The organism is Metabacillus rhizolycopersici, assembly GCF_020075705.1.
The window spans coordinates 1-24596 of sequence record NZ_JAIQUM010000073.1; the positions used below are offsets into that span (position 1 = coordinate 1).

20 protein-coding genes, 9 tRNA genes and 1 pseudogene are annotated in these 24596 nt (G+C 37.2%); 5 read left to right on the forward strand and 25 right to left on the reverse strand.

The window, feature by feature from the left end; all coding sequences use genetic code 11:
* Nucleotides 1-49: 49 nt before the first annotated feature.
* From K9V48_RS22185 to K9V48_RS22230, 10 genes are all read right to left on the reverse strand, one after another.
* Nucleotides 50-126, reverse strand: a tRNA-Arg gene (locus K9V48_RS22185).
* An 81-nt stretch (nucleotides 127-207) separates the two neighbouring features.
* Nucleotides 208-293 (reverse strand) — tRNA-Leu (locus K9V48_RS22190).
* A 13-nt stretch (nucleotides 294-306) separates the two neighbouring features.
* Nucleotides 307-392, reverse strand: a tRNA-Leu gene (locus K9V48_RS22195).
* 12 nt (nucleotides 393-404) lie between these two features.
* Nucleotides 405-480, reverse strand: a tRNA-Lys gene (locus tag K9V48_RS22200).
* A gap of 26 nt (nucleotides 481-506) precedes the next feature.
* Nucleotides 507-581: transfer RNA gene (locus tag K9V48_RS22205), tRNA-Gln, on the reverse strand.
* Nucleotides 582-652: 71 nt separating this feature from the next.
* Nucleotides 653-729: transfer RNA gene (locus K9V48_RS22210), tRNA-Asp, on the reverse strand.
* Nucleotides 730-820: 91 nt separating this feature from the next.
* Nucleotides 821-892: transfer RNA gene (locus K9V48_RS22215), tRNA-Glu, on the reverse strand.
* Between the two features lie 10 nt (nucleotides 893-902).
* Nucleotides 903-993: transfer RNA gene (locus tag K9V48_RS22220), tRNA-Ser, on the reverse strand.
* A gap of 3 nt (nucleotides 994-996) precedes the next feature.
* Nucleotides 997-1071 (reverse strand) — tRNA-Asn (locus tag K9V48_RS22225).
* Nucleotides 1072-1200: 129 nt separating this feature from the next.
* Nucleotides 1201-1659 (reverse strand): SprT family protein, encoded by a 459-nt coding sequence (locus K9V48_RS22230; protein ID WP_224141319.1) that lies wholly within the window; start codon nucleotides 1657-1659, stop codon nucleotides 1201-1203.
* Nucleotides 1660-2075: 416 nt separating this feature from the next.
* Here K9V48_RS22230 and cmpA point away from each other — a divergent pair, with 416 nt between their 5' ends.
* A complete protein-coding gene (gene cmpA, locus K9V48_RS22235; protein WP_111618309.1) occupies nucleotides 2076-2189 on the forward strand; it encodes a cortex morphogenetic protein CmpA in 114 nt (37 codons plus the stop codon).
* A 15-nt stretch (nucleotides 2190-2204) separates the two neighbouring features.
* On the opposite strand, the gene K9V48_RS22240 is transcribed toward cmpA, so the two are convergent.
* The 9 genes from K9V48_RS22240 to acpS all read right to left on the reverse strand — a co-directional run bounded on the left by K9V48_RS22240 (nucleotide 2205) and on the right by acpS (nucleotide 11282).
* Nucleotides 2205-4367, reverse strand: coding sequence for a Tex family protein (locus K9V48_RS22240; protein WP_224141320.1), 2163 nt, complete (start codon nucleotides 4365-4367; stop codon nucleotides 2205-2207).
* Nucleotides 4368-4806: 439 nt separating this feature from the next.
* Nucleotides 4807-5157, reverse strand: coding sequence for a type II toxin-antitoxin system endoribonuclease NdoA (gene ndoA, locus K9V48_RS22245; protein WP_026562078.1), 351 nt, complete (start codon nucleotides 5155-5157; stop codon nucleotides 4807-4809).
* A gap of 4 nt (nucleotides 5158-5161) precedes the next feature.
* Entirely contained in the window at nucleotides 5162-5443 is a 282-nt protein-coding gene (locus K9V48_RS22250; protein WP_111618307.1) for a CopG family ribbon-helix-helix protein, read from the reverse strand.
* Nucleotides 5444-6102: 659 nt separating this feature from the next.
* Nucleotides 6103-7257 (reverse strand): alanine racemase, encoded by a 1155-nt coding sequence (alr, locus tag K9V48_RS22255; protein WP_224141332.1) that lies wholly within the window; start codon nucleotides 7255-7257, stop codon nucleotides 6103-6105.
* A 520-nt stretch (nucleotides 7258-7777) separates the two neighbouring features.
* Complete coding sequence (locus K9V48_RS22260; RefSeq protein ID WP_224141321.1) at nucleotides 7778-8464, reverse strand: hypothetical protein; 687 nt, start codon at nucleotides 8462-8464, stop codon at nucleotides 7778-7780.
* The gene (locus K9V48_RS30200) at nucleotides 8415-8765 is read right to left on the reverse strand and encodes a hypothetical protein (RefSeq protein ID WP_498043129.1); all 351 of its coding nucleotides are present in this window, start codon (nucleotides 8763-8765) and stop codon (nucleotides 8415-8417) included. Before K9V48_RS30200 ends, K9V48_RS22260 begins: the two co-directional genes overlap by 50 nt.
* Nucleotides 8766-8875: 110 nt before the next feature.
* Nucleotides 8876-9256 (reverse strand): SSO2105 N-terminal domain-containing protein, encoded by a 381-nt coding sequence (locus K9V48_RS22265; RefSeq protein WP_224141322.1) that lies wholly within the window; start codon nucleotides 9254-9256, stop codon nucleotides 8876-8878.
* A gap of 278 nt (nucleotides 9257-9534) precedes the next feature.
* Entirely contained in the window at nucleotides 9535-10554 is a 1020-nt protein-coding gene (locus K9V48_RS22270) for a LolA family protein (RefSeq protein ID WP_224141323.1), read from the reverse strand.
* A 365-nt stretch (nucleotides 10555-10919) separates the two neighbouring features.
* A complete protein-coding gene (gene acpS / locus K9V48_RS22275; RefSeq protein ID WP_111618306.1) occupies nucleotides 10920-11282 on the reverse strand; it encodes a holo-ACP synthase in 363 nt (120 codons plus the stop codon).
* A 351-nt stretch (nucleotides 11283-11633) separates the two neighbouring features.
* On the opposite strand from acpS, the pseudogene K9V48_RS22280 reads away from it, so the two are divergent.
* Nucleotides 11634-12218: pseudogene (locus K9V48_RS22280) on the forward strand (rhomboid family intramembrane serine protease); the annotation flags it as partial.
* 217 nt (nucleotides 12219-12435) lie between these two features.
* Here K9V48_RS22280 and K9V48_RS22285 read toward each other — a convergent pair.
* The 5 genes from K9V48_RS22285 to K9V48_RS22305 form a co-directional block, all read right to left on the reverse strand.
* Nucleotides 12436-13881 carry a PH domain-containing protein gene (locus K9V48_RS22285; protein WP_224141325.1) on the reverse strand — a complete coding sequence of 482 codons (1446 nt, stop codon included), beginning with the start codon at nucleotides 13879-13881 and terminating at the stop codon, nucleotides 12436-12438.
* Nucleotides 13868-14347, reverse strand: a complete 480-nt coding sequence (locus K9V48_RS22290) for a PH domain-containing protein (protein ID WP_224141326.1) — start codon at nucleotides 14345-14347, stop codon at nucleotides 13868-13870. The genes K9V48_RS22285 and K9V48_RS22290 overlap by 14 nt, the downstream gene beginning before the upstream one ends.
* Before the next feature lie 275 nt (nucleotides 14348-14622).
* Complete coding sequence (gene cshA / locus K9V48_RS22295) at nucleotides 14623-16122, reverse strand: degradosome RNA helicase CshA (RefSeq protein WP_438803914.1); 1500 nt, start codon at nucleotides 16120-16122, stop codon at nucleotides 14623-14625.
* Between the two features lie 1113 nt (nucleotides 16123-17235).
* A complete protein-coding gene (locus tag K9V48_RS22300; protein ID WP_224141327.1) occupies nucleotides 17236-18597 on the reverse strand; it encodes a UDP-N-acetylmuramoyl-tripeptide--D-alanyl-D-alanine ligase in 1362 nt (453 codons plus the stop codon).
* A 141-nt stretch (nucleotides 18598-18738) separates the two neighbouring features.
* Nucleotides 18739-19821, reverse strand: a complete 1083-nt coding sequence (locus K9V48_RS22305; protein WP_224141328.1) for a D-alanine--D-alanine ligase — start codon at nucleotides 19819-19821, stop codon at nucleotides 18739-18741.
* Nucleotides 19822-20315: 494 nt separating this feature from the next.
* Between K9V48_RS22305 and K9V48_RS22310 the strand changes: the two genes are divergently transcribed.
* From K9V48_RS22310 to K9V48_RS22320, 3 genes are all read left to right on the forward strand, one after another.
* On the forward strand, nucleotides 20316-20897 hold the full coding sequence (locus K9V48_RS22310) for an LOG family protein (RefSeq protein WP_224141329.1): 582 nt from the start codon (nucleotides 20316-20318) through the stop codon (nucleotides 20895-20897).
* Between the two features lie 221 nt (nucleotides 20898-21118).
* Nucleotides 21119-21586: a divergent PAP2 family protein gene (locus tag K9V48_RS22315; protein ID WP_224141333.1), complete on the forward strand. Its 468-nt coding sequence runs from the start codon at nucleotides 21119-21121 to the stop codon at nucleotides 21584-21586.
* A 457-nt stretch (nucleotides 21587-22043) separates the two neighbouring features.
* Nucleotides 22044-23027 (forward strand): DMT family transporter, encoded by a 984-nt coding sequence (locus K9V48_RS22320; RefSeq protein ID WP_224141330.1) that lies wholly within the window; start codon nucleotides 22044-22046, stop codon nucleotides 23025-23027.
* Nucleotides 23028-23537: 510 nt separating this feature from the next.
* Here the strand turns inward: K9V48_RS22320 and K9V48_RS22325 are convergent.
* Nucleotides 23538-24323: an alpha/beta hydrolase gene (locus tag K9V48_RS22325; RefSeq protein WP_224141331.1), complete on the reverse strand. Its 786-nt coding sequence runs from the start codon at nucleotides 24321-24323 to the stop codon at nucleotides 23538-23540.
* Nucleotides 24324-24596: the final 273 nt, after the last annotated feature.

The window sequence follows — 24596 nt, forward strand, 5'->3', positions numbered from 1 at the left end:
CTTGGTCCCAAACCAAGTGCTCTACCAAGCTGAGCTACTTCCCGTCATATGGCGCGCCCGAGAGGAGTCGAACCCCTAACCTTTTGATCCGTAGTCAAACGCTCTATCCAATTGAGCTACGGGCGCAAATTTTATAAAATCTAAGTTGTTTTCATCAAGCAACTTTTCTAGAATAACATTTCTTTCAACCAAAGTCAATATGTTTTTTGGTGCGGCCGAGAGGACTTGAACCTCCACGGGGTTGCCCCCACTAGGCCCTCAACCTAGCGCGTCTGCCATTCCGCCACGACCGCAAAGTAAAAACTATGGTGCGGGTGAAGGGACTTGAACCCCCACGTCACAAGGACACTAGATCCTAAGTCTAGCGCGTCTGCCAATTCCGCCACACCCGCATGGTGTGTAAATGGTGAGCCATGAAGGACTCGAACCTTCGACCCTCTGATTAAAAGTCAGATGCTCTACCAACTGAGCTAATGGCTCATTACTATAATGCATTTAAACTAAAATGGCTGGGCTAGCTGGATTTGAACCAACGCATGTCGCAGTCAAAGTGCGATGCCTTACCGCTTGGCTATAGCCCATTGAAGATTTTCAAAATAATATATTGATTACTGAATTCAAAGCATTCTAACAACCAATACATTGAAAGTAATGGCGGTCCGGACGGGACTCGAACCCGCGACCTCCTGCGTGACAGGCAGGCATTCTAACCAACTGAACTACCGGACCAACAAATAAAATTTAGAGAGATAAACAGGAGGTGGACATCGTGCTATTATTAGCAAGTGTGCCTACTTCCCACATTCTGCAATATCACAAATGACCCGTACGGGATTCGAACCCGTGTTACCGCCGTGAAAGGGCGGTGTCTTAACCGCTTGACCAACGGGCCATGTTTTATATGGCGGAGAAGGAGGGATTTGAACCCTCGCGCCGCTTACGCGACCTACACCCTTAGCAGGGGCGCCTCTTCAGCCACTTGAGTACTTCCCCATATGGCTCCGCAGGTAGGACTCGAACCTACGACCGATCGGTTAACAGCCGATAGCTCTACCACTGAGCTACTGCGGAATAATCATTGCAGACTTCTTTTATTATATTGAGTATAGGATATCCTGTCAAGACTCCAAATCAACTTTTTAAAAAAACAATCGCCATCAACGACGGCTTTTATAATTTATCATAGTAACCCCCATCCCGTCAACCCTTTTTATAAAGATAGATTTCCCCACTGCATTTCCCACACACTAAACGTGTTGTATCTACTCTCCTCTTCCTATTGTAAAGCTGATGACAACTTTTACATTTATAAATAAGCTTGGGGCTCCTAGTTACAGAAGCTTTTATTAAAGGTGTACAGAATCTAGGTGCTCCTACTCTTGTTAGTAGTTCTTTGAAATCTCGATCACCATGTTTATAGCCTTTTCCTTCTATATGTAAATGATAATGACAGAGCTCATGTTTAATAATCCCAATCATCTCGTTTAGTCCATGCTCAAGATAGTACTTCGGATTGATTTCGATATTATGACTTTTTAACAAATACCTCCCACCAGTCGTTCTTAGTCTATCGTTAAAGATAGCTTGATGGTTAAACTTTTTTTGAAAATAGGTTAGAGAGGTTTCTTCTACGATTAGTTGTAATTTTATATCATCCACAATATAATCCTCCAATTTTATAAGTAACACTGTACAGGCATTCCGCATACATTATAAACACCCATACTCTATTATAAAACGAGACTTTCATTAGTTGAGGGGTTTCTTTATCCCACATTGATGGTTAGTGAAACTTTTTTCACTTTTACGGGTAGATATCCTTCATCATAACTTCTTTGTGATTCAGTAAAAGGGAAGTTTAGGGTATTACCACATAACGCTGTTAATGCCGGATAAATTAAACCGCTATTATAAAGGTTTCCACCTATCCCTTTAATGATTAGTTTAGCCGCACAAAATGCGGTAATTTTAGTCGGCGTTCATTAATCCTAGATTCCACGATCACATATTCTCTAAACCTTTAAGTGAAGGGTTACAAACAATAATCTGTAATAAAGAATAAGGAGGTATGAGCAATGCCATCATGGTTACAAGGGCAAATGCAACGCGCTTTTTACGAAAAGAATCATTACCAAATCAAATTACTTAATCAATGCTGGTTTTTCTATAGAGAAAAACACTGCTCCTAAAAGCAGTGTTTCTTTTTAACCCTTTACCATTGTGAGAGCTACTCTCCCTTTTTTTAGATCTACACTGTCAACCCATATTGTCACAACATCACCTACAGACACAACATCAAGTGGATGCTTCACAAATGAATTGCTTAATTTTGAGATATGCACTAAACCATCTTGCTTTACGCCAATATCTACAAATGCTCCAAAATCAACTACATTACGTACAGTACCTTGCAATTCCATACCCTGTTGTAAATCTTCTAGTTTTAATACATCTTTCTTCAGCAGTGGTTTTGCTACATCATCACGTGGGTCTCTTTCTGGACGAACTAATGCGTCGCAAATATCCTTTAGTGTTAATTCTCCTATCGAAAGCACATCTGCTGTTTCTTTCAAATTGAGATTAATCACCTTATCTTTAAGAGCTGCACTACCTAAATCTGAGATTGTTGCATTAAGTTGATCGAGTAATTTATTGACTTCTCCATACCGCTCTGGATGAATACTCGTACGATCTAACGGCTGATCTCCTTCTAACACACGTAAGAAGCCAATGCATTGCTCATATGTTTTAGCCCCTAATCGAGGAATATCTTTCAATTGTTTTCTGTTTGAAAACTTTCCAAGTTCTTCTCTCTTTTTCACTATATTATTCGCTACTGCTTTACTTAAACCAGCAACATATTGAAGCAAAGAGGATGATGCCGTATTCACGTTGACGCCAACTTGGTTTACAACCGTTTCAACAACAAATGTTAAAGATTCATTTAACTTCTTCTGTGAAACGTCATGTTGATATTGACCTACACCAACAGATTTCGGATCGATTTTTACTAATTCCGCTAATGGATCTTGAAGTCTTCTTGCAATCGAAACCGCACTTCGTTCTTCGACTTGCAAATCCGGGAACTCCTCTCGAGCTAAATCCGATGCAGAATATACACTCGCTCCCGCCTCATTAACAATAATATACGAGATTTCACCGTTTACTTCTTTTAAAATATCAACGATAAATTGTTCCGTTTCTCTTGAAGCTGTCCCATTTCCAATCGCAACAAGTTCAATTCCATACTTTTCAAGCAAAGCAATCACAGCCACTTTCGCTTGTTTTTGCTTTTCAGCAGAAGTATGAGGATAAACAACACCGATATAAAGCACTTTTCCAGTCTGATCAACAATAACCAATTTACAACCAGTTCTAAATGCAGGATCAACACCTAACACCATTCTTCCTTTTAATGGCGGTTGCAAAAGTAAATTTCTAAGATTTTGTGAAAAAATATGGATTGCTCGATCTTCAGCTTTTTCAGATAACTCTTTTCTAATTTCCCTTTCAATAGAAGGTTGTATCAATCGTTTATATGCATCCTCAATTGTTTCTACCATGATGTTATGTACAATTGTAGATTTATTTTTCAACTCTTGTTTTTGAATGTATTCGACAATTTGATCGATTGGTGATTGAATAGCAACGCGAAGCACTTCTTCCTTTTCACCCCGATTGATGGCTAGCACACGATGTGGGACAATTTTTTGAATTGGTTCCTCGTATTCATAATACATCTCAAAAACCTTTTTCTCATCTTTCTCTTCATCTTTTACCACAGAAGAGATCATTCCTTTTTTATACGTAATATCTCGGATCCATTGGCGATATTTTGGTTCATCGGAAATTTGCTCCGCAATAATATCCTTCGCACCTTGGATCGCATCCTCAACTTCGTTTACATTTTTTTCTTCGTTTAAAAACTCACTTGCCTTGTATGTAATATCCCCCTGACTTGGCAACTGGAGAATCCACTCAGCGAATGGTTCTAACCCTTTTTCCTTTGCCACTGTTGCTTTTGTTCGTCTTTTTTGTTTATAAGGTCTGTACAAATCTTCAACCTGCTGAAGTTTCATAGACTTATTAATATCCGCAGCTAGTTGTTCAGTTAGTTTGCCCTGTTCGTCAATTAGACGGAGCACTTCTTCTTTGCGACTTTCAAGGTTTTGGATGTACGCCCATTTTTCAGAGATATCGCGAATTTGCACCTCATCAAGAGCTCCTGTTTGTTCTTTTCGATAACGAGCAATAAATGGAACTGTATTTCCTTCTTCAAGTAACTTTATAACATTTGTAACTTGTTTAAAATTTATAGAAAGCTCTGTACTAATCTGTTGCATCATTCGATCTTGTTTTTCTATCATAATAAGCCTCCAGATATTTGATACCGATCCACTACCATAGCAAATTCAAGATCGGATAAGTTGCTTTAGTTACGTATTTCGTCATAACTAACGGAAACATATGTAAACATTTTACCAAAAATCAATGGTCTATTAAATATTTCAGTAGAAAATGTGAGACTTACCTTACTCTATACAGGCAGTTATCTCCCATCTATCTTCTTTTCTTCTCGTTACGAATAGGCTATAACAATAATCGGTAATTTTAGATAAAAATAATAGGCGACCAACTAGTCTAAAACATTTAAAATAGCTGACCGACTTTATATAATAAGTCTTTATTTTATTTCTTTTTTAACTCACTTTTAATTTGTAGTGAGTGATAAGTACAATAAAAAGGATTGCTAGAAACAGCAACCCTTTTTATCTTCATATCATCAAACTCTATTTTAAATTCCCGCTAAAAATCTATAAGTCCTAAGCTTATTTGCAAGGCCTCGTCTACTTTATCCATCATTTCATCGTCAAGATGGGTTATTTTATCAGTAAGCCTTTGCTTATCAATCGTTCGAATCTGTTCAAGAAGAATGACAGAGTCTCTTTCAAACCCGTAACGCTTGGCATCAATCTCAACATGGGTTGGCAACTTTGCTTTTTGAATTTGGGCTGTAATCGCCGCTATAATAACCGTCGGACTAAAGCGGTTTCCAATATCATTCTGGATAATTAATACCGGACGTACGCCACCTTGCTCCGATCCTACAACTGGGGAAAGATCCGCAAAATAAACGTCGCCGCGCTTAACAATCAAATGATTAACCCCCGCTAACTAAGCGTTCAACGGTATGGTCAGCCTCAGATTCTGCCAAAAATGCTTCGGATGCAATGTTTAGATTAATTTTCGACATTTCCATGTAACCACGTCTCATAGATTCGCGAATTTGGCGCTTTTTACGCTCACGAATATACATCTTCGTTGCTTGATAAATAAGCTCGTTTCTGTTTCCGTTCTCCTGTTTTACAAGTCCATCCAATTCCGATACTAATGCTTGAGGTAACTGAATTAAGATTTCTGTTGTTGCGCTGGATTCAGACACAAACATACACCTCCACCAAACTAACCATCCTAATAATCATTCCAAATTTAATAATAACATCTACAACCCAAGAAGCAAAGCATTTTCATTAAGAAAAGCGGAAGCGCCTTGGTTAGCCTAAGGCAGGCATAAGACGCGAATGAAAAGCAGAAGCGCCTTGGTTAGCCCAGAAAAGTACAAACCGCTTACGCTAGACACCAATGCTAAGTCAAATACTTATAGCCCCTTTGATTTAACAAGCTATAAAGCATGGTTTTCATTAATCATACACTAAAAGTTGATACTGAATCATAAATAATCACTTCTATCCAATTCTGATATGAGCCATCCTCTATTATCGTCATGTATAGGTTATTTATTCATTATTATGATAGCATTTCACATCTTAGTATTCTTTGGATGTATTGATACGAAAAGCGCAAGCGCCTTGTTCAGCCTCGGGCAAATAAGACGCTCAGGAATAGAAAGTGTTCTTTGCCTTCAATTCCTGAGTGACTTAGACCCAAGAGGGGCTAGGTGCTGGACACGAAAACGAAGTCGAAAAATTTATACTTCTTAATCTTTTAAGAAAAACTGAAGCACTTAGTAAGCCCAGTCAAGCATAGGAACCCTTATCATAGAAGGCATCCCCTTGCGCTACACACAAAAATCATTCTACCTTAACTGTTTAAAAGAGGATTGCACACTTCAATTATACTCTTATTTTTTAAAAACATACGAGGAACTCGTGAAGTTATCATACAAGGTACCTCATAATTAATTGTATCCAGTCGCTTAGCTACTTCATCAACTGTGATATGTTCATTGTTTTGTTTACCTATCAGTGTCACTTTTGTACCGACAGGAAGCTCATAAGGAAGCTTAACCATACATTGATCCATACAAACCCTACCGATTAATGGTACACGTTTTCCCTCAACCAATACATCTGAATCCTTTAAGCTTCTTAACCAGCCGTCAGCATATCCTATTGGAAGCGTTCCAATCCATTCATCTTCTGTCGTCTCATATGTCGCCCCGTAACTTACCTTCGTTCCTTTTGGTACCTTTTTTACATGTACTAATTTTGTCTGTAACGAAAAAACTTCTTCTAACGGAAAGGGTAATTCATTCTTTACCTCTACGGAAGGCGATAATCCATACATTGAAATACCTAGTCTAACAGCATTATACAGTTTATCTGGGAATCGAAGTCCTGTAGCACTATTTCCACAGTGCACAAGCAAATCTTGCTGAGAGATACAATTTAGTAGTTCCTGAAATCGTTTATATTGATGATTAAAATAAGCTATATCACTTTCATCCGCTGTTGCAAAATGCGTATAGATACCTGTAATCGCAAAATGCGAGGAGTCTTCAACAAATTTAACTATTGCTGAAAGTTCCTTCTCAGCTCTCACTCCTAATCGACTCATCCCGGTATCAAGCTTTACATGAAGATTGATTACACCTGTATTCATATATTTCTTAGCTTCATTTAGCCAATCTAGTGAGAAAACTGTCAACGTAATATCATTCTTTATTGCCAATTCTACATCTACTGCTCTCGTGGCACCAAGTACTAAGATCGGAACATCAATACCAGAATTTCTTAACATCAATGCTTCATCTAAAAAAGCTACAGCTAACAGCGACGCACCTGCATCAAGTGCAGTTTTTGCCACTTGCAAAGCACCATGACCATACGCGTTCGCTTTTACAACTGCAATTATATCAATAGCTTCCCCAATATGATGTTTCATTGACCTTACATTATGTGTTATTGCATCTAAATTAACTTCAACCCATGTATCACGATAAAAATCCTCTTGCATCATAACTCCACTTCCTCATTCTAACTTTCCTACTAGAATGATTATCTCGATATTAATATAGAAATGTCAAATCATGAAGAGAAAGGATTTTTTGGAGGTAGAAAATTAGAAAAAAGGTAAATTGATTAACCGTACTTAAATGGAATGCTTACGAACAAAGATACCGTTTATCTCCATTGTGTAAGGTGCTTTTAGATAACACTGAGTAAAGCGACAATTTATTCTTAGACACTAAAAAACGGGTGGATGCACCAGCTCCTTCAAAACCATAACATGTTATATAAAAACATAACAAATCGTAGGTTTTATGAAGTAGGGAACAAAACAAAATTTTGCCCGACCCTTCGCTGGCGAGGGTCTAGTTGCCGAAGCCATCCAAGTCTTTCGGTCTCCGAAGAGCACACCAAGGGGCTGGAGTTACCAGAACTACCTGAAGTCCCACACAGCAATCCTTCCAGAGGAATTTTCACACCGAAGTGTCTGTGCAGAAAAACAAGCTTAAGGTTTTTATTCCATAGAGTTAAAAAGGAAACTCTATTTCGCTATTAAACGAGATATCGGAAACAATAAAATCTTGTAAAAAGCAGTGTTTTACATTCATTTTTATTTTTTTCATCTCTTTTAGTAGGTCGTCATGCCATTTCTTTACTACTTTCCAGTGTTTGAATAAGTCCGAAAGAGGTTGTCCCTTTTTTGCTTCCCTTGCAAACAGGACTGACAACAATTCTTTCGGTATTTTTTCTTCAAACCCCAACCCTCTTCGGGCTAATACAAAAGCAGCAGATTGGTGTATGGACAAGCCATAGGTTTGTTGGTACTTTATTTTACCTATGAAACTCGAATAATAAGGTTTCACTTGTATGAGCGCGATATTTTCTTTAAAACAAGCAGAAATAAGTGTTTTTGTTATATTACTGTAAGAGAAATTACTTGCCATTCGATTAAATGAAGCGTTCTTATTTTGTTGTAAGAACTTTAATTCTTCCATAGATAACGTACCTACGCCAAATGATTTCACCCACATTAGCATCTCTACTACCGTTTGTTGAATGATCCAATCACGTTTGTCGGCAGAAACGGTAGTAAGATCATGCATCCAAAATACTTTCGAAGCTCTAAAATTACCATTTGGATAAACAATCGTAACGGAAAGGTTATCAGGATTCATATCTAATCCAGCGATTCCTTTTTTCAAAGGTAGGTTCACATGAGTTTTCTTCTTCCATTGCGAAATGTACCTCGTACTTATCTTTTCTTCGTAAAATACGAACAGAATAAGATTCGCCTGTTTCTAAATAAGAAGCCATAGAAAAGACAAATTTATCAGGAAAACAAACCACAAAAGATAATCGATCACCTCTTTTGTCACTAAAAGGATTTAATACCAGCATTTCGAAGAGATTTTCTCCTAGGTAAGACAATTTAATGTTTTCGTTCCCGCCTTTGGATTTTTCCCCACGAGAATAAACCGCATTGCTTCTGGCGTCGCGCCACTCTTCTTTTGTTATTTTTTATGTACTAACTCCTTAAACAGCTGTTTAGACCCATCAACTATTTTGGGAACTGTCCCTTTATCAAGGTCGTATTGATAATAATTATTTTGTTTCGTAAGTTTTTTTTATTTTGAATGCTTATACTTTATTTTTCCCTCTTTATTCTTCTTTTTAGAATTGGTTAATTTAGTAATTTGCTCGTTTAATGCAGCTACTTTTAATTGATTTTGTTGTATGTAAGTAGGCAACAATTCCTTTTGAGAAGAAATCGATGCTTCTGCTTCAAGAAACGCATCTCTCATGTAGCGTGAATTATTGATAAATAAAGGTTTTGCCATATCCACAGCTTCTTTTCGACTTTTGCCTTCAAAAATTCGTTCACGTAAGTAACGTTTACCAGATTGAAACTTACGCATGATTTCATCCAATATAATCGTTTCAACATCATCAGCTTTTCTTATTACACCAATATATGTAAACATTAAAGAACTTTTTTTCTTTGCCATGAGAGATGCACCTCCCTTAAAAAGAACTTATGTTCGTTTATATTTTTATCTTATAAAAATCCATAAAATAATTCAATAGAAATGAAGAAAAAATTGTTAATATAAAAAAAACAATAAAACAGCGCGTTTTATTGTTAAATGTTACTATTTGTTATATTTTTTAATTAACTATTGCACCACCCGAATCGTTTATCCTATTCTTAAAGGACAGTCAAACCCCTACGTAAAGAAAATAGTTGGTGCGATTACTCCCAATAAACATTAAGATATGCCTCGCTTTATTTTCCTCCTTGGCCCTGAACAGATTTTGCGATCGTTAGCATTTCATCTTCTGATAAATCTTCTGAAGCTAGCATATAGTCAACACCATCATAAGACCATGTTAAAGATGATTCTGATATCGCTCCTATTGTAAATCCTAGATCAGCAGGCTGGCCATTCATATATGTTGAGGTCGATGCAGAAGCAGGTGCTGCTATCTCTGCACTTTCTTGGATTAAAGTGAAGGACTTTTCACCACCAAATGTAAGGATTACACGTTTGCCATTTTCCGTATCAACCTCTTTTTCTTCTACTAAATCAACACCAGCTGGTTGTTCTAATGGATATTTAACTGCAAATGGTTCACGATCACCTGTTGCCATTGTTGGAACCTCGATTTGTGCACTTGACATATTTTTCTCAACGTCAAACGAGTTATCATCAAATGAAGTATTGAGTTCAAAGCTCGTAAATTCTACAACTACAAGCGGATTTCGATCAGTATCCATTACCTTAACCATTGTTGGTGATAATTCCTTTTTATTAAAGGTAATCTCTTGAGTAGGTAGCATTTTGTTGTTTTGATAATTTGTTTTTGTTTCAAAAACATATTTATCCTCCACAGCACTAAATTTCGCTTCTGGATCATTTGCAATATCCTTTACTAAAGATTCAAAAAGATATGCTTGGCTGCTATTTTGTGGCCAATCACTTTGGAATCGAAAGCTTTTGTTTAAGGCTGGAGTTAAAACAAACACTCCCTCGTCATTACGTAAAATCATTTGACTTTGTTCTTTTTGCGAGTTTTTAAGATTTACTCTATAGTACGTTGGTCCTTTATGCCAAATTTCAATCTCATACACCTGTGGTTCACTTCCAGTTTGAAGCGTCATCTTCCCTTTCGCTTTATACCCGGACATTTCTTCCGTCTTCTTTTCTAACGCCTGAACTACATCAGCCTGTGATTTCTCGCCACATCCCGCGAGTAAGAGTACTGTAAAAAGCCCTACTAAAAGTAATACCCAGCTTTTTTTCAACATTTTCAACCCCTTTGCCTCATACTAACGTTAAAAAGGAAGAAATCGTTTGCTAGACCTCATCTTACTAAAAGACTAGGCTCTCTATTATGGATATTTTAAGCCAAAGACCAAAAGATGAACTCCACAAAACAACTTGTCTTCCCAATCGCATTACCAAATATATGAGACAAACTTGCCAAATATGCATGAGAAAAGCGGGAGCGCCTTGATCAGCCTAAGGCACTTTTGAATAGAAGGCGTACTTTGCCTTCTATTCAAAAGTGGCTGTAGACCCAAGAGAGGCTAGGCGCTGCAGCTAGACACAAACACTAAGTCAAAAACATCTACTTCTTAACCTTTTAAAAATATGTATGTATCCTATCTCACCTTTCTAAAATAACTTGTGCCGCTGCATATTGACGAGTATGAGTGATCGAGACATGAATGGTAGTAGCGTCTAGGGACTCCTTTAGAAAGTGAATAATCGGCTTTCCTTTTTCATCATTGATCACTTCAATATCTTGAAAGCTAAACTCTTCTCCTATACCCGTTCCAATCGCCTTTGAATATGCCTCTTTGACTGCAAATCGACCTGCTAAAAATTCAACCTTCCTCTCCTTTGAAAGAGTGGTGAACTTTTCAATTTCAGTTAGTGTTAGAATTCTTTTAATAAAACCTGGTTGACGCTCAACAATTCGTCTAATTCGATCAAGTTCAATGATATCCATTCCAATTCCAGTAATCATCTTGAAACAACACCTTCCAAAACCTTTTATGGTACTATTTTAAACAACTCGTACATATCCGTGTTAGTATATAACTGTCACTAACTCATATTCATGACGCCTTTTGCTTTGATATATTATTGTAACTGATTGACCTTCAGAATAAAAATGAGTTTATAAGAAAAGCGCAAGGCGCCCGCCTATCGGCGACAAGCACAAGACGAGCCGGCAGGAAAGGTTGTTCTTTAACCTTTTTGGTCGGATTGGCTTGTGACCTCGAGCCGATGGCGCCTGGAGCTGGACAATTCTCGAAGCCCAAACTTATAAATTTCTAAGCATGAACAAATCAATAAACGGCAAAGGAGGAAAGCTATGTTTGTCAGAACGGAAAGCTTTGGATCGTTTCTCAAACTTTATCCAATCGTTTCTATTATTGGTTGTATCCACATTTTACTTTGGTTATTCTTTCAGCTCCCTATTCCAGCGATACAAATTTTATTTAGTTTGTTAGATGGATATAATGCAGGAATAGCAAATGGAGAGTTTTGGAGACTTATTACACCTATTTTTCTCCATATTGGCTTTGGGCATATGTTTTTCAATACGATTTCCTTGATTTTATTTGCCCCTGCATTAGAAAAAATATTAAAAAAACTAAAATTCACTGTTTTTTATTTAAGCACAGGGATACTTGCTAATCTTGCTACATACCTTTTTGAGCCGCTGAACTATTCACATATAGGAGCCTCGGGAGCGATTTTCGGATTATTCGGTGTGTATTTATTCATGGTTTATTTTAGGAGAGGGATGATCGATCAAGCGAATTCTCAAATCATTCTAAGTATGTTAGTGATTGGTCTTATCATGACATTCTTCAATTCCAACATTAACATCATTGCTCACATTTTTGGATGTATTGGAGGGTTTGTTCTGGCCCCACTTTTCATTAAAAAGAAGGGAAACTTTGTTCATCAAACCTATTACAGTCCTAGTTCCACCGCTAGATTTTCTATAAAAAAAATAAGTCCTAAACATATCATTTGGGTCATTTTCGGTTTATTAATTGTTATAGGAATGTTTTTCCGGCTTTCCTAAGGTTTGTAGAAGTGACTAGCAACCGAGATATTTTAGAACTAACCTAAACAGACACGGTTCTTGATGACCGTGTCTGTTCTTATTTTACCTTTTCACTAGTCGAATAGGAGTACCAGTCAATCATCTGCTCAATATCGTTTCGATCGAGATCTTTCACCGTGAAAACCCGGCCAATTATACCAGATTTAATTGTTACCTCAAGCGTTCGCAAAAGTTGCTTCTCTTGAACAAGTGAGGTTTTACTTTTAACCGATTGGAGTCTATTTCGATGAACGAGAATTGTTATTTTTGAAATAACCCGGTAGCGTAGTTGCAGTTGATTCCCATTGAGATTCCATCCAGCATCTTTATAGGAATAGTAACTCCACCATGCAGCAATTGCAATTAGTATGAACGAAAGAAATCCCCAGGGCGCTAAGAAGTATGCAACAGGAATACTTATAATGACAGCAGGTAACATCTTTCTTACCGAATAGCGAGGCAACGACCTTTTTGGTAATCTATGTACGGTATCGCTATATTCAAATAAAGGTAGATATTGCGATAACAGATTAGAAACCTCTTTTTTAGGGACAACAGGAAAGAGCATCACCGAAGAGCCCTCATCTCCAGCACTACCGCCCGCACTTTCTATATATACAGTTGCGTACCCTAAAAGTTGTCTTAATGGATTTTGTACAATTCTAATTGCCTGAATACGTGAAATAGGAATTGATACTTGATGTTTTTCGAAAATACCTCTTGAGATTTTTATTTCGTTTTCCTCTTTGATAACTGTAAAAAAGGCATACTTTAGGAGAACACCGATAATACTCAAAATCCACGCAATAAAAAAAGCGATAAAGACTAAGACAGCATAAAGTGTAAAACTTCCATTCGAAAGAAACTCAAAGCGATTGAAAATATCCTTATATGGGATAAAATCATCAATTTGTGACAAAAGGGCTGCAAATGCTGATAAAACCACACCAATTCCACTTGAAGTTGAGGCCGCGACGAACAAATCCTTTACTTCCATTTTATAGGTTGGAATATGAGGCCTTTCTTCATTTTGGACTTCATTAGGTTCTGATGAATCCTGTTTATACAGCGCAATTGCCTTTTGAATTCTATCTGCTTCCTGTCTTTTTATTGCTGTTAGTACCGCCTCAGCCTCCATTCCACCTCCAGCTGTTTCAATTTGGACCTTTACAAGACCAAAGATTTGCTGAATGATTCCAGCACTGATATTAATTGTTTGAATCCGCTCAATTGGGATATAGCGCTTTTTCTTAACAAAAACTCCATGCTCAATCCTAAATTCCCCATCCTCAAGCCAATAAGTAAATTTCCACCAATCAAAAAAACTAGTTATGACAATGAAAACAACTAAGAAAATCGCTCCAAGGATAAAATAGATTTCAAAGCGATCATGATTACCTAAGAAAAAGAAAAGAAAAGCTGGAATGATGTAGGATTTTATAATCTTGAGAAAACTTAAAATCACTCCTACAGGATGAATTCGCTTCGGTTCAAACATCATCATCCGTCACCCTCGCTAGCCTTGATATATGATCTCTAAGGATATCCGCCTCTCTTAAGTCTAGTGCTGGAATCTCATGTTTTGTTGCTGCCGTTGAAATTTCAACTGATGCTAATTGATATTTTCGTAACAAAGGACCTTGATGTGTATCAACATGCTGAACTCTCACCATTGGAATAAGCACTCTTTTGATGACAAATAGTCCATACTGAAGCTCTATCTCATGCTCATGAACCTCGTAACGCCAGACTCGGTGCTTAATTTTTGGTATAACAAAAATCGAAATAAGAGAGATAACAAGCCAAACAAATGCTAATGCAACAGTAATCCAGTAAGTGAATTCAAGAAAATACACACCTACCCCTATAGCTACAACGATAAGAAAAAAAATAATTGCACTAATAAGAGCACTAAGCTTCCAAACAGTTAGTGCCTTCAAACTAATTTGAGTTTTAGGTAACTCTCTCAACCTACTCTCCTCCATTTTACGAAAACTGCAATTCACCACTAAAAAGAGAAAATATTACCATTTGATTATAACATACTCGAATTACCTTAAAAGGCAATCAAATCTAAATGGCAGTTGTTTTGTGAAATAACCTCATTGTATAAACATCACTCGGGAGTTGAGCCATTCCTCTCGAGTATTGAACCACTTTCACTTTTTATTGAACCAAATAAGAATTCCCCATTTAAGCCATAAAAAAAAGACCGAATCCATAAATGAATTCGATCTCTTTAATATTATTTAGAATTAGAGTAGCGGCGTTTATTGTTGCTGCTATTGCCTTTACCTTTGTCACGGTCACCATATGGGCGGCTGTTGTTTTTCTTAGGTGCGCCTGATCCACCGCTACGATTATAATCGCCTCTTCTTCTGTTATTAGAAGAAGAAGAACGACCTTTATTTTTAGATCTTGAGAAAGCAGGTGCTTCATCTGTTAACTTCACTTCTACAGCATTCGGTTCTTTCGTCATGAACTTAATTGCTGCAGCAACAACTGCTTGTGCATCAAATTCTTCAAGAAGCTCTTCAGCTGTACGTTTGTAGAAAGCAAGGTTATCACCTTCAATGATAGAACGAATCTTTTCAACAGTCATTTGTTGTTGACTTTCAATCGCTTCATCAACTGTTGGTGGCTTCATGCGCTCCATTTTACTTTTCGTAGTGCGCTCGATATTTTTAACGATGTCTGCTTCTCTTGGTGTAACAAATGTCATTGCCATACCTGTTTTACCTGCACGTCCAGTACGCCCAATACGGTGGACATAGCTTTCTGGATCTTGAGGAACATCAAAGTTGTATACATGTGTAACGCCAGAAATATCAAGTCCACGAGCAGCAACGTCTGTTGCAACTAATACTTCAATTGTACCCTCTTTAAATTTACGTAAAGTTGACATACGTTTTGCTTGAGTTAAATCTCCATGGATACCTTCTGCAGTATATCCTCTTAAATTTAACGCTTCTGACAACTCATCTACACGACGTTTTGTACGACCGAAAACAATTGCAAGCTCTGGAGATTGAATATCAAGTAATCTTGTTAATACGTCAAATTTCTTTCTTTCATGCGTTTCTAAGTAATACTGAGTAATGTTAGGCATCGTCATTTCCTTCGCCTTAACTTTTACTAATTCAGGATCATTCATGAATTTCTCTGCAATGCGACGGATCGGATCAGGCATTGTTGCAGAGAAAAGAAGCGTTTGGCGTTCTGAAGGGATATTAGAAAGAATTGATTCAATATCTTCAATAAAGCCCATGTTTAGCATTTCATCTGCTTCATCCAATACAATTGTATGAACAGCGTTTAGACGGATTGTTTTACGTTTGATATGATCTAGTAAACGTCCAGGTGTTCCAACAATAATTTGTGGATTTTTTTTCAAAGAACGAATTTGTCTGTTTATATCTTGGCCTCCATAGATTGAAAGCACGCGTGAGCGTTTATGGTAACCAATTTTATAAAGTTCTTCTGATACTTGGATTGCAAGTTCACGTGTTGGAGCAATAACAACAGCTTGGATGTTATCATTTTTCATGTCAATTTTCTCAATAAGTGGGACACCAAATGCAGCTGTTTTACCAGTTCCTGTTTGCGCCTGCCCAATTATGTCTTTATTTTGTAGACCTAAAGGAATCGTTTGTGCTTGAATCGGCGATGGCTCTTCAAACCCCATTTTACTTATTGATTGCATTAGTAACGAACTTAATCCTAATTCTTGAAACGTTAATGTCAATGTTTTCATACTCCTTCTATAATCGTTTGCTGTAAATATTTACAGACCTTATAGGTAACGGGTTTATAAATCGTATTCATAATGAAACGATGTTTATCTTTATCCTGATAAGCCGGGTGGTCACCCAGTAGCTAAAAAGTAAGTTATCAACTGTTGTGTCATCATGAAAAACAGTCAGATGTAAAAAACCGTTCAATTTATTTGCCAACAAAAAATGCCCTCTTTCCAACAAGGGCAGCAGTTTACCTTATTTAAAGCCCGCAAACACTTTAAAAGTAATCATACCACTACCGGTTCTTTATTTCAACACAATGTAAAACCAACTAATCCGGCACTCATAGCTAAAAAGGATTTATTTAGCATTCGTAACTTAGATTGCGTATTCCCATTTTCCAGGATAAAGCGACTCCCACTTGTGTAAAATGGGCAAATAAATTATCTCTATCATACAGAAAACTCTCAACATCTTCCTGTAATTTTTCATTAACCTCTCCGACATTAAAACTGCTTTTGAGAAGAAACAAGCTTTAGCCTCTTGTTCTCTATACGGAATTGGATGGATAAAGTTAGATTTACAATAGTTACCAATTGCAGTTATCTCCCACTTCCGCTTTGTTGTGGATCACTCAAAGCTCAAAAGTGGGGATATTACTCCTGGTAATATGAGAGTAATTATGTGCTTTTTTCAACGGTACGGTGCTTTCACTTTTCTTAACGAACTTCTGAATTCAGTGGTTTAGGCACAACAGTGTTTTAAGGATTTCCTTCTTCTACCGGTTTATTAACCCGTTGTGATTAATATTCCCCTTCAATCAATCTTTTATCATCCCATTAAAAACAATCTGTCTGCCTCACTTTAAGTACTGCACACGTAGAATCGCGGATAGGTGATACTCAATTATATGCTTATAGACCTTTTAAAATGCGCAAGCGCCATGACCAGCATCCCAACACTCTATTTCATCTGTCGAATTGAACTTACCTTTACTTCTTTCTGTTCATTTCGTTTTATTTTTTGTCTATTTTATTTGTTTATTCCTGTATCTTTTATCCGATTCTTAACTGACAGTAAACCATTACCTCATTAGATACTCCCAACCGATACATCTCGCTTTATAAAAGGGAATTTACAACTTCCTCTAGTTTCATTCCACGCGAAGCTTTAACAAGTACAACATCGTTTTTATTCATTAATTGCTTTAATCGATCAATTAAAGCAGATTTATCATTAAAGTGATGAACAAACTCTTCTGAACGATTTTGTCTCGCGCCATTTGCAATTTCTTCACCCAATTTTCCATAGGTGAAAACATGTGAAATTTCATCTTGTTTAATTGATTTTCCCACTTGGTAATGAAACTCTTTTTCGTCATCACCTAATTCAAGCATATCACCAAGAACTACAAACTTTTGATTGAATCCTTTTAAATCTTCCAAAAGTTGAATCGCAGCATTTGTTGAAGTCGGGCTAGCATTGTAAGCATCGTTGATAATAGATACTCCACTTTTAGATTGAAGTAATTCTAAACGCATACCTGTAATTCTAATTGAACCGAAGCCTTTCTTAATCGCTTCCTCTTTTACTTCAAAAAAACGTGCCACTGCATAAGCTGCTAATGCATTGCACACATTATGCTTACCTAGTACTGGAATAAAGTAGGCTGTCTCATTAATATCAAAGTAAGTTCCATTTGCTTCTTGTTTAATGTTTTGTGGGAAGTAATCATTTTTACTTCCCTCACCAAAGGTTACAGAAGAAAACGATAAGGAAGGGACTCGTTCCAGTAACAGAGGTTCATCACCATGGTAAATTAAACAGCCATTCTCCTTTAGCCCTTTGACGATTTCTAATTTTGCTGAAGCAATCCCTTCTCTTGAACCTAAATCCATTAAATGCGCTTCTCCGATATTTGTAATTACCGCTACTTCAGGTTTAGCGATTTTTGACAACAGCTCAATTTCACCTTTTCCGCTCATTCCCATTTCTAAAACGGCGATTTCTGTATTCTCTGCCATGCTTAAAATCGTTAATGGCAGTCCTATATGGTTGTTAAAATTCCCTTTTGTTTTATGTACTTTATAAGTGGTTTCAAGAACAGCTGCCACCATATCCTTTGTGGTTGTTTTCCCATTACTTCCTGTAATTCCTACTACTTTTGGATTCAATTGTTTTAAATATGCCTCAGCAAGGTCCTGTAACGCTACCAATGTATCCTTAACAAAAATAACAGGGACCTGCTTCGGAGGATTTGGCTCTGTTTCTTTCCAAATAACAGCCGCAGCACCCAATTCAATTGCCTTATCCACAAATTCATGACCGTTAAAAGTATCACCTACAAGAGGAAAAAATAAATTTCCCACTTCAACTAGACGGGAATCAGTCGTCACCCCGTTGATTTTCTTACTCTGAAATCCTTCATCTAAGCCTGAACCATTTACCATCTCTTCAATATTAGCTAATGTACGCTGAATCATTTGCTTCGCTCCTTTTAGGAAAATTCCTCTGAACTATATTTAAAACGTCAAGAAAGAGGAACTGATCAAAATTGAAATTCAGTTCCCCCTATTTACACCCTAATACGATGTTATATTCATGTCGCTATTCAAAAGTACTACTTAAAATGTATGTTTAATTTGTTGTTTTTGGTCAAATCGTTGCAATGCAAGATCTACTAGCTTTTCAATTAATTGCGGATATTCGATTCCTGTTTCTTTCCATAATAACGGAAACATGCTAACAGGTGTAAATCCTGGCATTGTATTTACTTCATTGATTAATGCCTTTCCATCCTCCGTTAAGAAGAAGTCTGCACGGACAAGACCAGAACCATCGATTGCTTTAAATGACTTAATCGCCATTTCCTTGATTGTTTCATATTCCGCTTCTGTAATATCTGCTGGAATAATGAGGTCTGTATCGCCATCTTCGTATTTCGCTTTATAGTCATAAAATTCCTTTTTAGGAGCGATTTCACCCACAACAGAACATGAAGGATCATCGTTTCCGATAACAGCAATTTCAATTTCACGACCGACAATGCCTTCTTCGATAATTACTTTGCGATCAAATTCAAATGCTTCCCTAAAAGCCTGCTCCAATGATTGGCGATCTTTACATTTATTTATTCCTACACTAGAGCCTAAGTTCGCAGGTTTTACGAAACAAGGGTAACCTAATGCTTCTTCAACTTGCTTGTATGCATCCTCTGGAGACTTTTCGTAATCACTCTTAATATAAGAAACATAATTTGCTTGTGCTAAACCAGCTTGTGCGAATAAGTTCTTCATCACAACTTTATCCATTCCTGCCGCAGAAGCTAAAACACCATTCCCTACATATGGGATGTTTAATAATTCGAGTAGTCCTTGTACAGTTCCATCCTCACCATTAGGTCCATGTAATAGAGGGAAAATGACATCGATTTTATCCTGTTGTTCCGTTTGTGCAGGGAATAATTCAGCATTTAAAGAAACAGGAGAAACCGTGTTTCCTGTGTCTTGAAGCTTAAGGGTGCTTACTTCCTTCACAGGTGCATCTAAAGCATTCCCTCTTATCCATTCTCCATTTTCATTAATATAAATTGGATGTATATCAAATTTATTCATATCTAATGCATTTATTACAGCTAGAGCTGTTCGTAAAGAAACGTTATGCTCAGCAGACTTCCCACCATATATAAGACCTAATTTCGTTTTCATAAAAGTTTTCCTCCTCAAATATCATCATTCCTATTTTATCACTTTAAGTAGGAATTGTTATTAACGATTCTCCTATTTCTATTATATGTTTCGTTTAAAATTGTTCCTTTTTAACTATATTCAGCAAATTTCTTGTTTGTGTGTAGACAATAAGAAAAGCGGAAGCGCCTTGATCAGCCTAAGGCAGGTATAAGACGCACATGAATAGAAGGGTACTTTGCCTTCAATTCATGCGTGGCTTAGACCCAAGAGAGGCCGAACGCTTGCGCTGGACACGAAAACTAAGTCAAAAATTTCTTTCTTATCTTTCAATAAAGAAGATCTTGTGGATTTGAACGTAAGATTTTTCACTTTCGTAGGCTATACTCTCTATCCATCATATAAGTCAAACTATATATTCTCACCTAAACATGATATGTATGTATAATTTGAAGTTGTAGCTCGTATTCCATGGAAATATAATAAAAGAAGCTTACATACAAGGAGTGAATAATGTGAAACGAGTTAGTGTTTTTTGTGGATCTAGTACAGGTGCATCTCAGATTTACATGGAAGAAGCTGAACTGCTTGGAACGCAATTGGCTAGAAATGGCCTAACCCTAGTTTATGGTGGTGCAAGAGTTGGCATTATGGGCGCTGTCGCTGACGCAACCTTAAAGGCAGGTGGTGAGGTAATTGGAGTGATTCCAAAGATGCTGATGGGGCGTGAAAATGCTCATACTGGACTAACGGAACTGATTGTTGTTAATTCAATGCACGAGCGTAAAGCAAAAATGGAACAACTTTCCGATGGCTTTATTACGTTGCCAGGTGGTCCTGGAACGATGGAAGAATTTTTTGAAGTATATACATGGGCCCAGCTTGGCGAGCATCAAAAGCCAATCGGAATGTTAAATAGTAATAATTACTATAATAAACTCCTTACATTCTTCGACCATATGATTGAAGAACAATTTTTAAAGCCTGAATACCAATCAATGATTATTGTCGAAAAGGATCCTCAACAACTGCTAGAAAAATTTAGAAATTACCAACCACCACAGCTACCAACCTGGATTTCACGCGAAGAGACTTAACAGAGAAGCAACTTGTTTCTCTGTTTTTTTACACCTTTCTTTGCGTCTTACATACACATTTCGACTACAAGGGCATTTTCCGGGAAATAATTTGTCTAAAATTGCCGAAGAAAGTTTGAGCCTGAATTCAGGAAAGGCGCCGTTTATTCCTCACCTTCAAATTTTATTTATCAAACAACTTGAATATCAAAATCTATTTGATAAACACTACCATCATAGAGGTGATGAATATGAATCGAGGGGTCTGGACTGCCCTTTCAGGTATCGGAATTGCTCAAGGGCTAAAAATTTTCACAAATAAGAAGGCAAATGGTGTGTGGGATTGGAGACCTATTTTTCAAACGGGTGGTATGCCAAGCTCACATTCAGCAGGTGTTTCAGCGTTAGCTACCTATGTCGCTACGAAAAAGGGCTGGAATTCAACTGATTCTGCTCTAGCAATCATTTTTGGCATTATCGTGATGTATGATGCACAAGGTATTCGAAGACAGACTGGTGAAATAGCTAAAATTGTCAATGATCTTGATGCAAATATTGAAACTCTTTCAGGCCAGATGCCAGGTTTATTTCATGTAAAACAAGAAAAGGAATTAAATGAATTGTTAGGTCATCAACCTGCTGAAGTTCTTGGTGGAGCGTTATTAGGGATAGTAATTGGTCTTTTTAGTTCATGTCTTGAAGAAAGATAAAAAAAAACAATTCCCTTAATAACCTCTCGTTAGGAGTGGAGTCTACATAAAGGTTTTCTTCACATACAACAATTAAAAATTTCATTATATTTGCCCCCTTCAAACTCACATGGGATCTTGAAGGGCTCTTTGCGTCTTGATTACTCTTTCACTACGTTATAAAGAACAAAAGCGTAAGCGCCTTAATCAGCCTGGGGCAAATAAGTCGAGGGTCCGGACGCTTGCGCTAGATGTCGCGCGCTCATCTACAGTACAAGAATTTTATAGTTTCCTGTTTTTTAGAATAGTCAAAAATCAGTCGGGAAATATGTTATAGTATGGTCAGCACACTAAAGTGAAGCTCCCTTCCTTGTCTTTTTCCCATCCCCATAATAGTTAGGCCCTTCTGGCAGTTTCCCCCACCTATCCTTCTTCATTCCCTTACAATATTAATCTAAAATCAGTTGAGGTGATCTTTTTGAAAGCTATTGCATTAGGTATTTGTTCCTCCCTTTTCTTTGCCTTTACGTTTGTATTAAACCGATCAATGGAACTCTCGGGAGGAAGTTGGTTATGGAGTGCATCTTTACGTTTCTTTTTCATGCTTCCATTTTTATTTCTCATCGTTATCGGAAGGAATAAGTTAGCTCCACTTTTTATCGAAATGAAAAAACATCCATTACAATGGCTGTTGTGGGGGACTGTTGGTTTTGGCCTTTTTTATGCGCCAATTTGTTTTGCTGGTGCATATGGACCGGCATGGCTCGTTGCCGCTACATGGCAAATCACAATCCTATCTGGTTCACTTCTCGTCCCTCTATTTTATGAAGAAGTCAAAACTGCAAATGGACCAATACAGGTAAGGGGAAAAATCCCAATGAAAGGGTTATGTATGTCATTTATTATCCTTATCGGCATCGGTATCATGCAATATGAACATGCCAGTCAATTATCAATTAAGTCTATGTTGTTAAGTATCATTCCAGTCCTCATTGCATCGTTTGCATATCCACTTGGCAATCGAAAAATGATGGCACTATGTACAGGAAAGTTAGATGTATTCCAGCGTGTTCTTGGAATGACAATTGGGAGCCTACCTTTTTGGATTGCATTATCGATTATCGCCCTATTTACATCCGGTCTCCCTTCAAAAACGCAGACCATTCAATCATTTTGGGTTGCGATATGCTCTGGTTTAATTGCAACGCTTCTTTTTTTCCAGGCTACAAATTTAGTTCAGAACAATATGGCTAAACTTGCAGCTGTAGAGGCTACACAATCCATTGAAGTTCTCTTTGCACTAATCGGCGAAATTATTTTCCTAAGTGCACCTATTCCTACACCTATTTCGTTACTGGGAATGGCCCTTGTCATTGGAGGCATGGTATTACATAGTTATGTATCAAGAACTGATCGACTAGAAGTATCTCCACACGCTGATCCGCCCAAGCAATATTCATAGATTAGTAGTGAAAACAAAGAAAACAAAGAAAACAAAGAAAACAAAGAAAACAAAGAAGACAATCAAGGTTAGAAATGATAACACATTAATATTCCAACAACTAAAAGGAGTCCAATTCATTTACGAATTGAACTCCTTCTTTTTATCCCGCATTAACGGGTAGTAATACCCCCACCTCTAAGCTTGAATGAATCACAAAGAAGCGAAGGCGGGGGATAACTGCCCGTAAAAGCCCGATAAGTCTCGCTATCCATCAGTGGGGATAAGGAAAACCCCCACTGATGGAAGTCTCGCTTTATCATTTCGTACTCAACAACCGAACTCGTGAGCCTTTTGAATCTTCGACACCATTCAACTTTTTTCATCGATTCAAACATTATCCACAGTCAAGAAGATACTCCTTCTCAATATTCTGAATTTCCACGTTAAGTGTTTACAAAAATGTGGATAACTATGTAGATATGTTTATAACTTGTGGATAACATAAGGAGTTATCCACCTTTCTCCACATTAAGCTAGCCTTGTTACAACTGATTGTGTGATAGTATTAGCAGTTAGTTTTTTAATATGTTGATAAATATTATCCACAATGAATGGAGCATCATTGTCCATTGATGCAACATGATATGAATTCTGTAATGTTATCATTTTTTTATCGATTGTATTCACTTGACTATATATATACTCTGAGTTCGCTGGGGGAACGACATGATCAATGACCGATTTAAAAATGACCGTTGGGCTTGATACATGTGATACTTTATTCTTCGTGTCCTCCATTAAGTGTAAAAGTTGGTGGATCGCTTTGATCGGTACCTTGTCATACGCAATTTCAAAAACAGATGGCTTTTTAATATCTGGAGAACCTTCATGAACAAACAAAGGCGTAACCTTGTTGCAAAATTCCTTGTAGCTAACATCTGTTACTGCCGCATTAATCAGGAAAATTCCGTCTACTTCCGGATTTTTAGCTGCCACCTGTAACGTCAAAGCGCCCCCCATTGATTGGCCAACAATGAAAACACGCTCACATTGTTGCTTTAGGTCGTTGTATGCTTCCTCTAAATCTGATATCCAACTTTTATATGAACTTGATTCCATATCTAAATAATGTGTACCATGTCCGTTTAAGCGAGGAATGGATACTGTAAAACCATACTCAGCAAGCTGTTCTCCAATCGATTGCATACTTTGTGGTGTGCCATTAAACCCATGGCAGAGTACAACTCCAATTTTACTCCCTTTAAAAAATTGACTTTCTGCACCATCAATAACTGGATGTAATTCAATGCTCATTTCTATTCCTCCTCAAACGAATTGTCTTATTATTTATATGGAATATTATCGTTAATTTTATAATTCTCATTTGTTTACTCGGTTTTATTTTACCCTATATTTTGAGTTATGACAATACGATCTAAAAAAAAACACTTCCCTAAGAGTCGAGGCCACTGAAAAACTTACGTTTTTTATTCTTTTAATTTCTTTTCAATACAAAAAGGCAAGTTGCTGTCTGCTTTTTAGACGGCAAATTGCCTTTTTCCTTTTCTTTCTTATTCTTTTTCACTA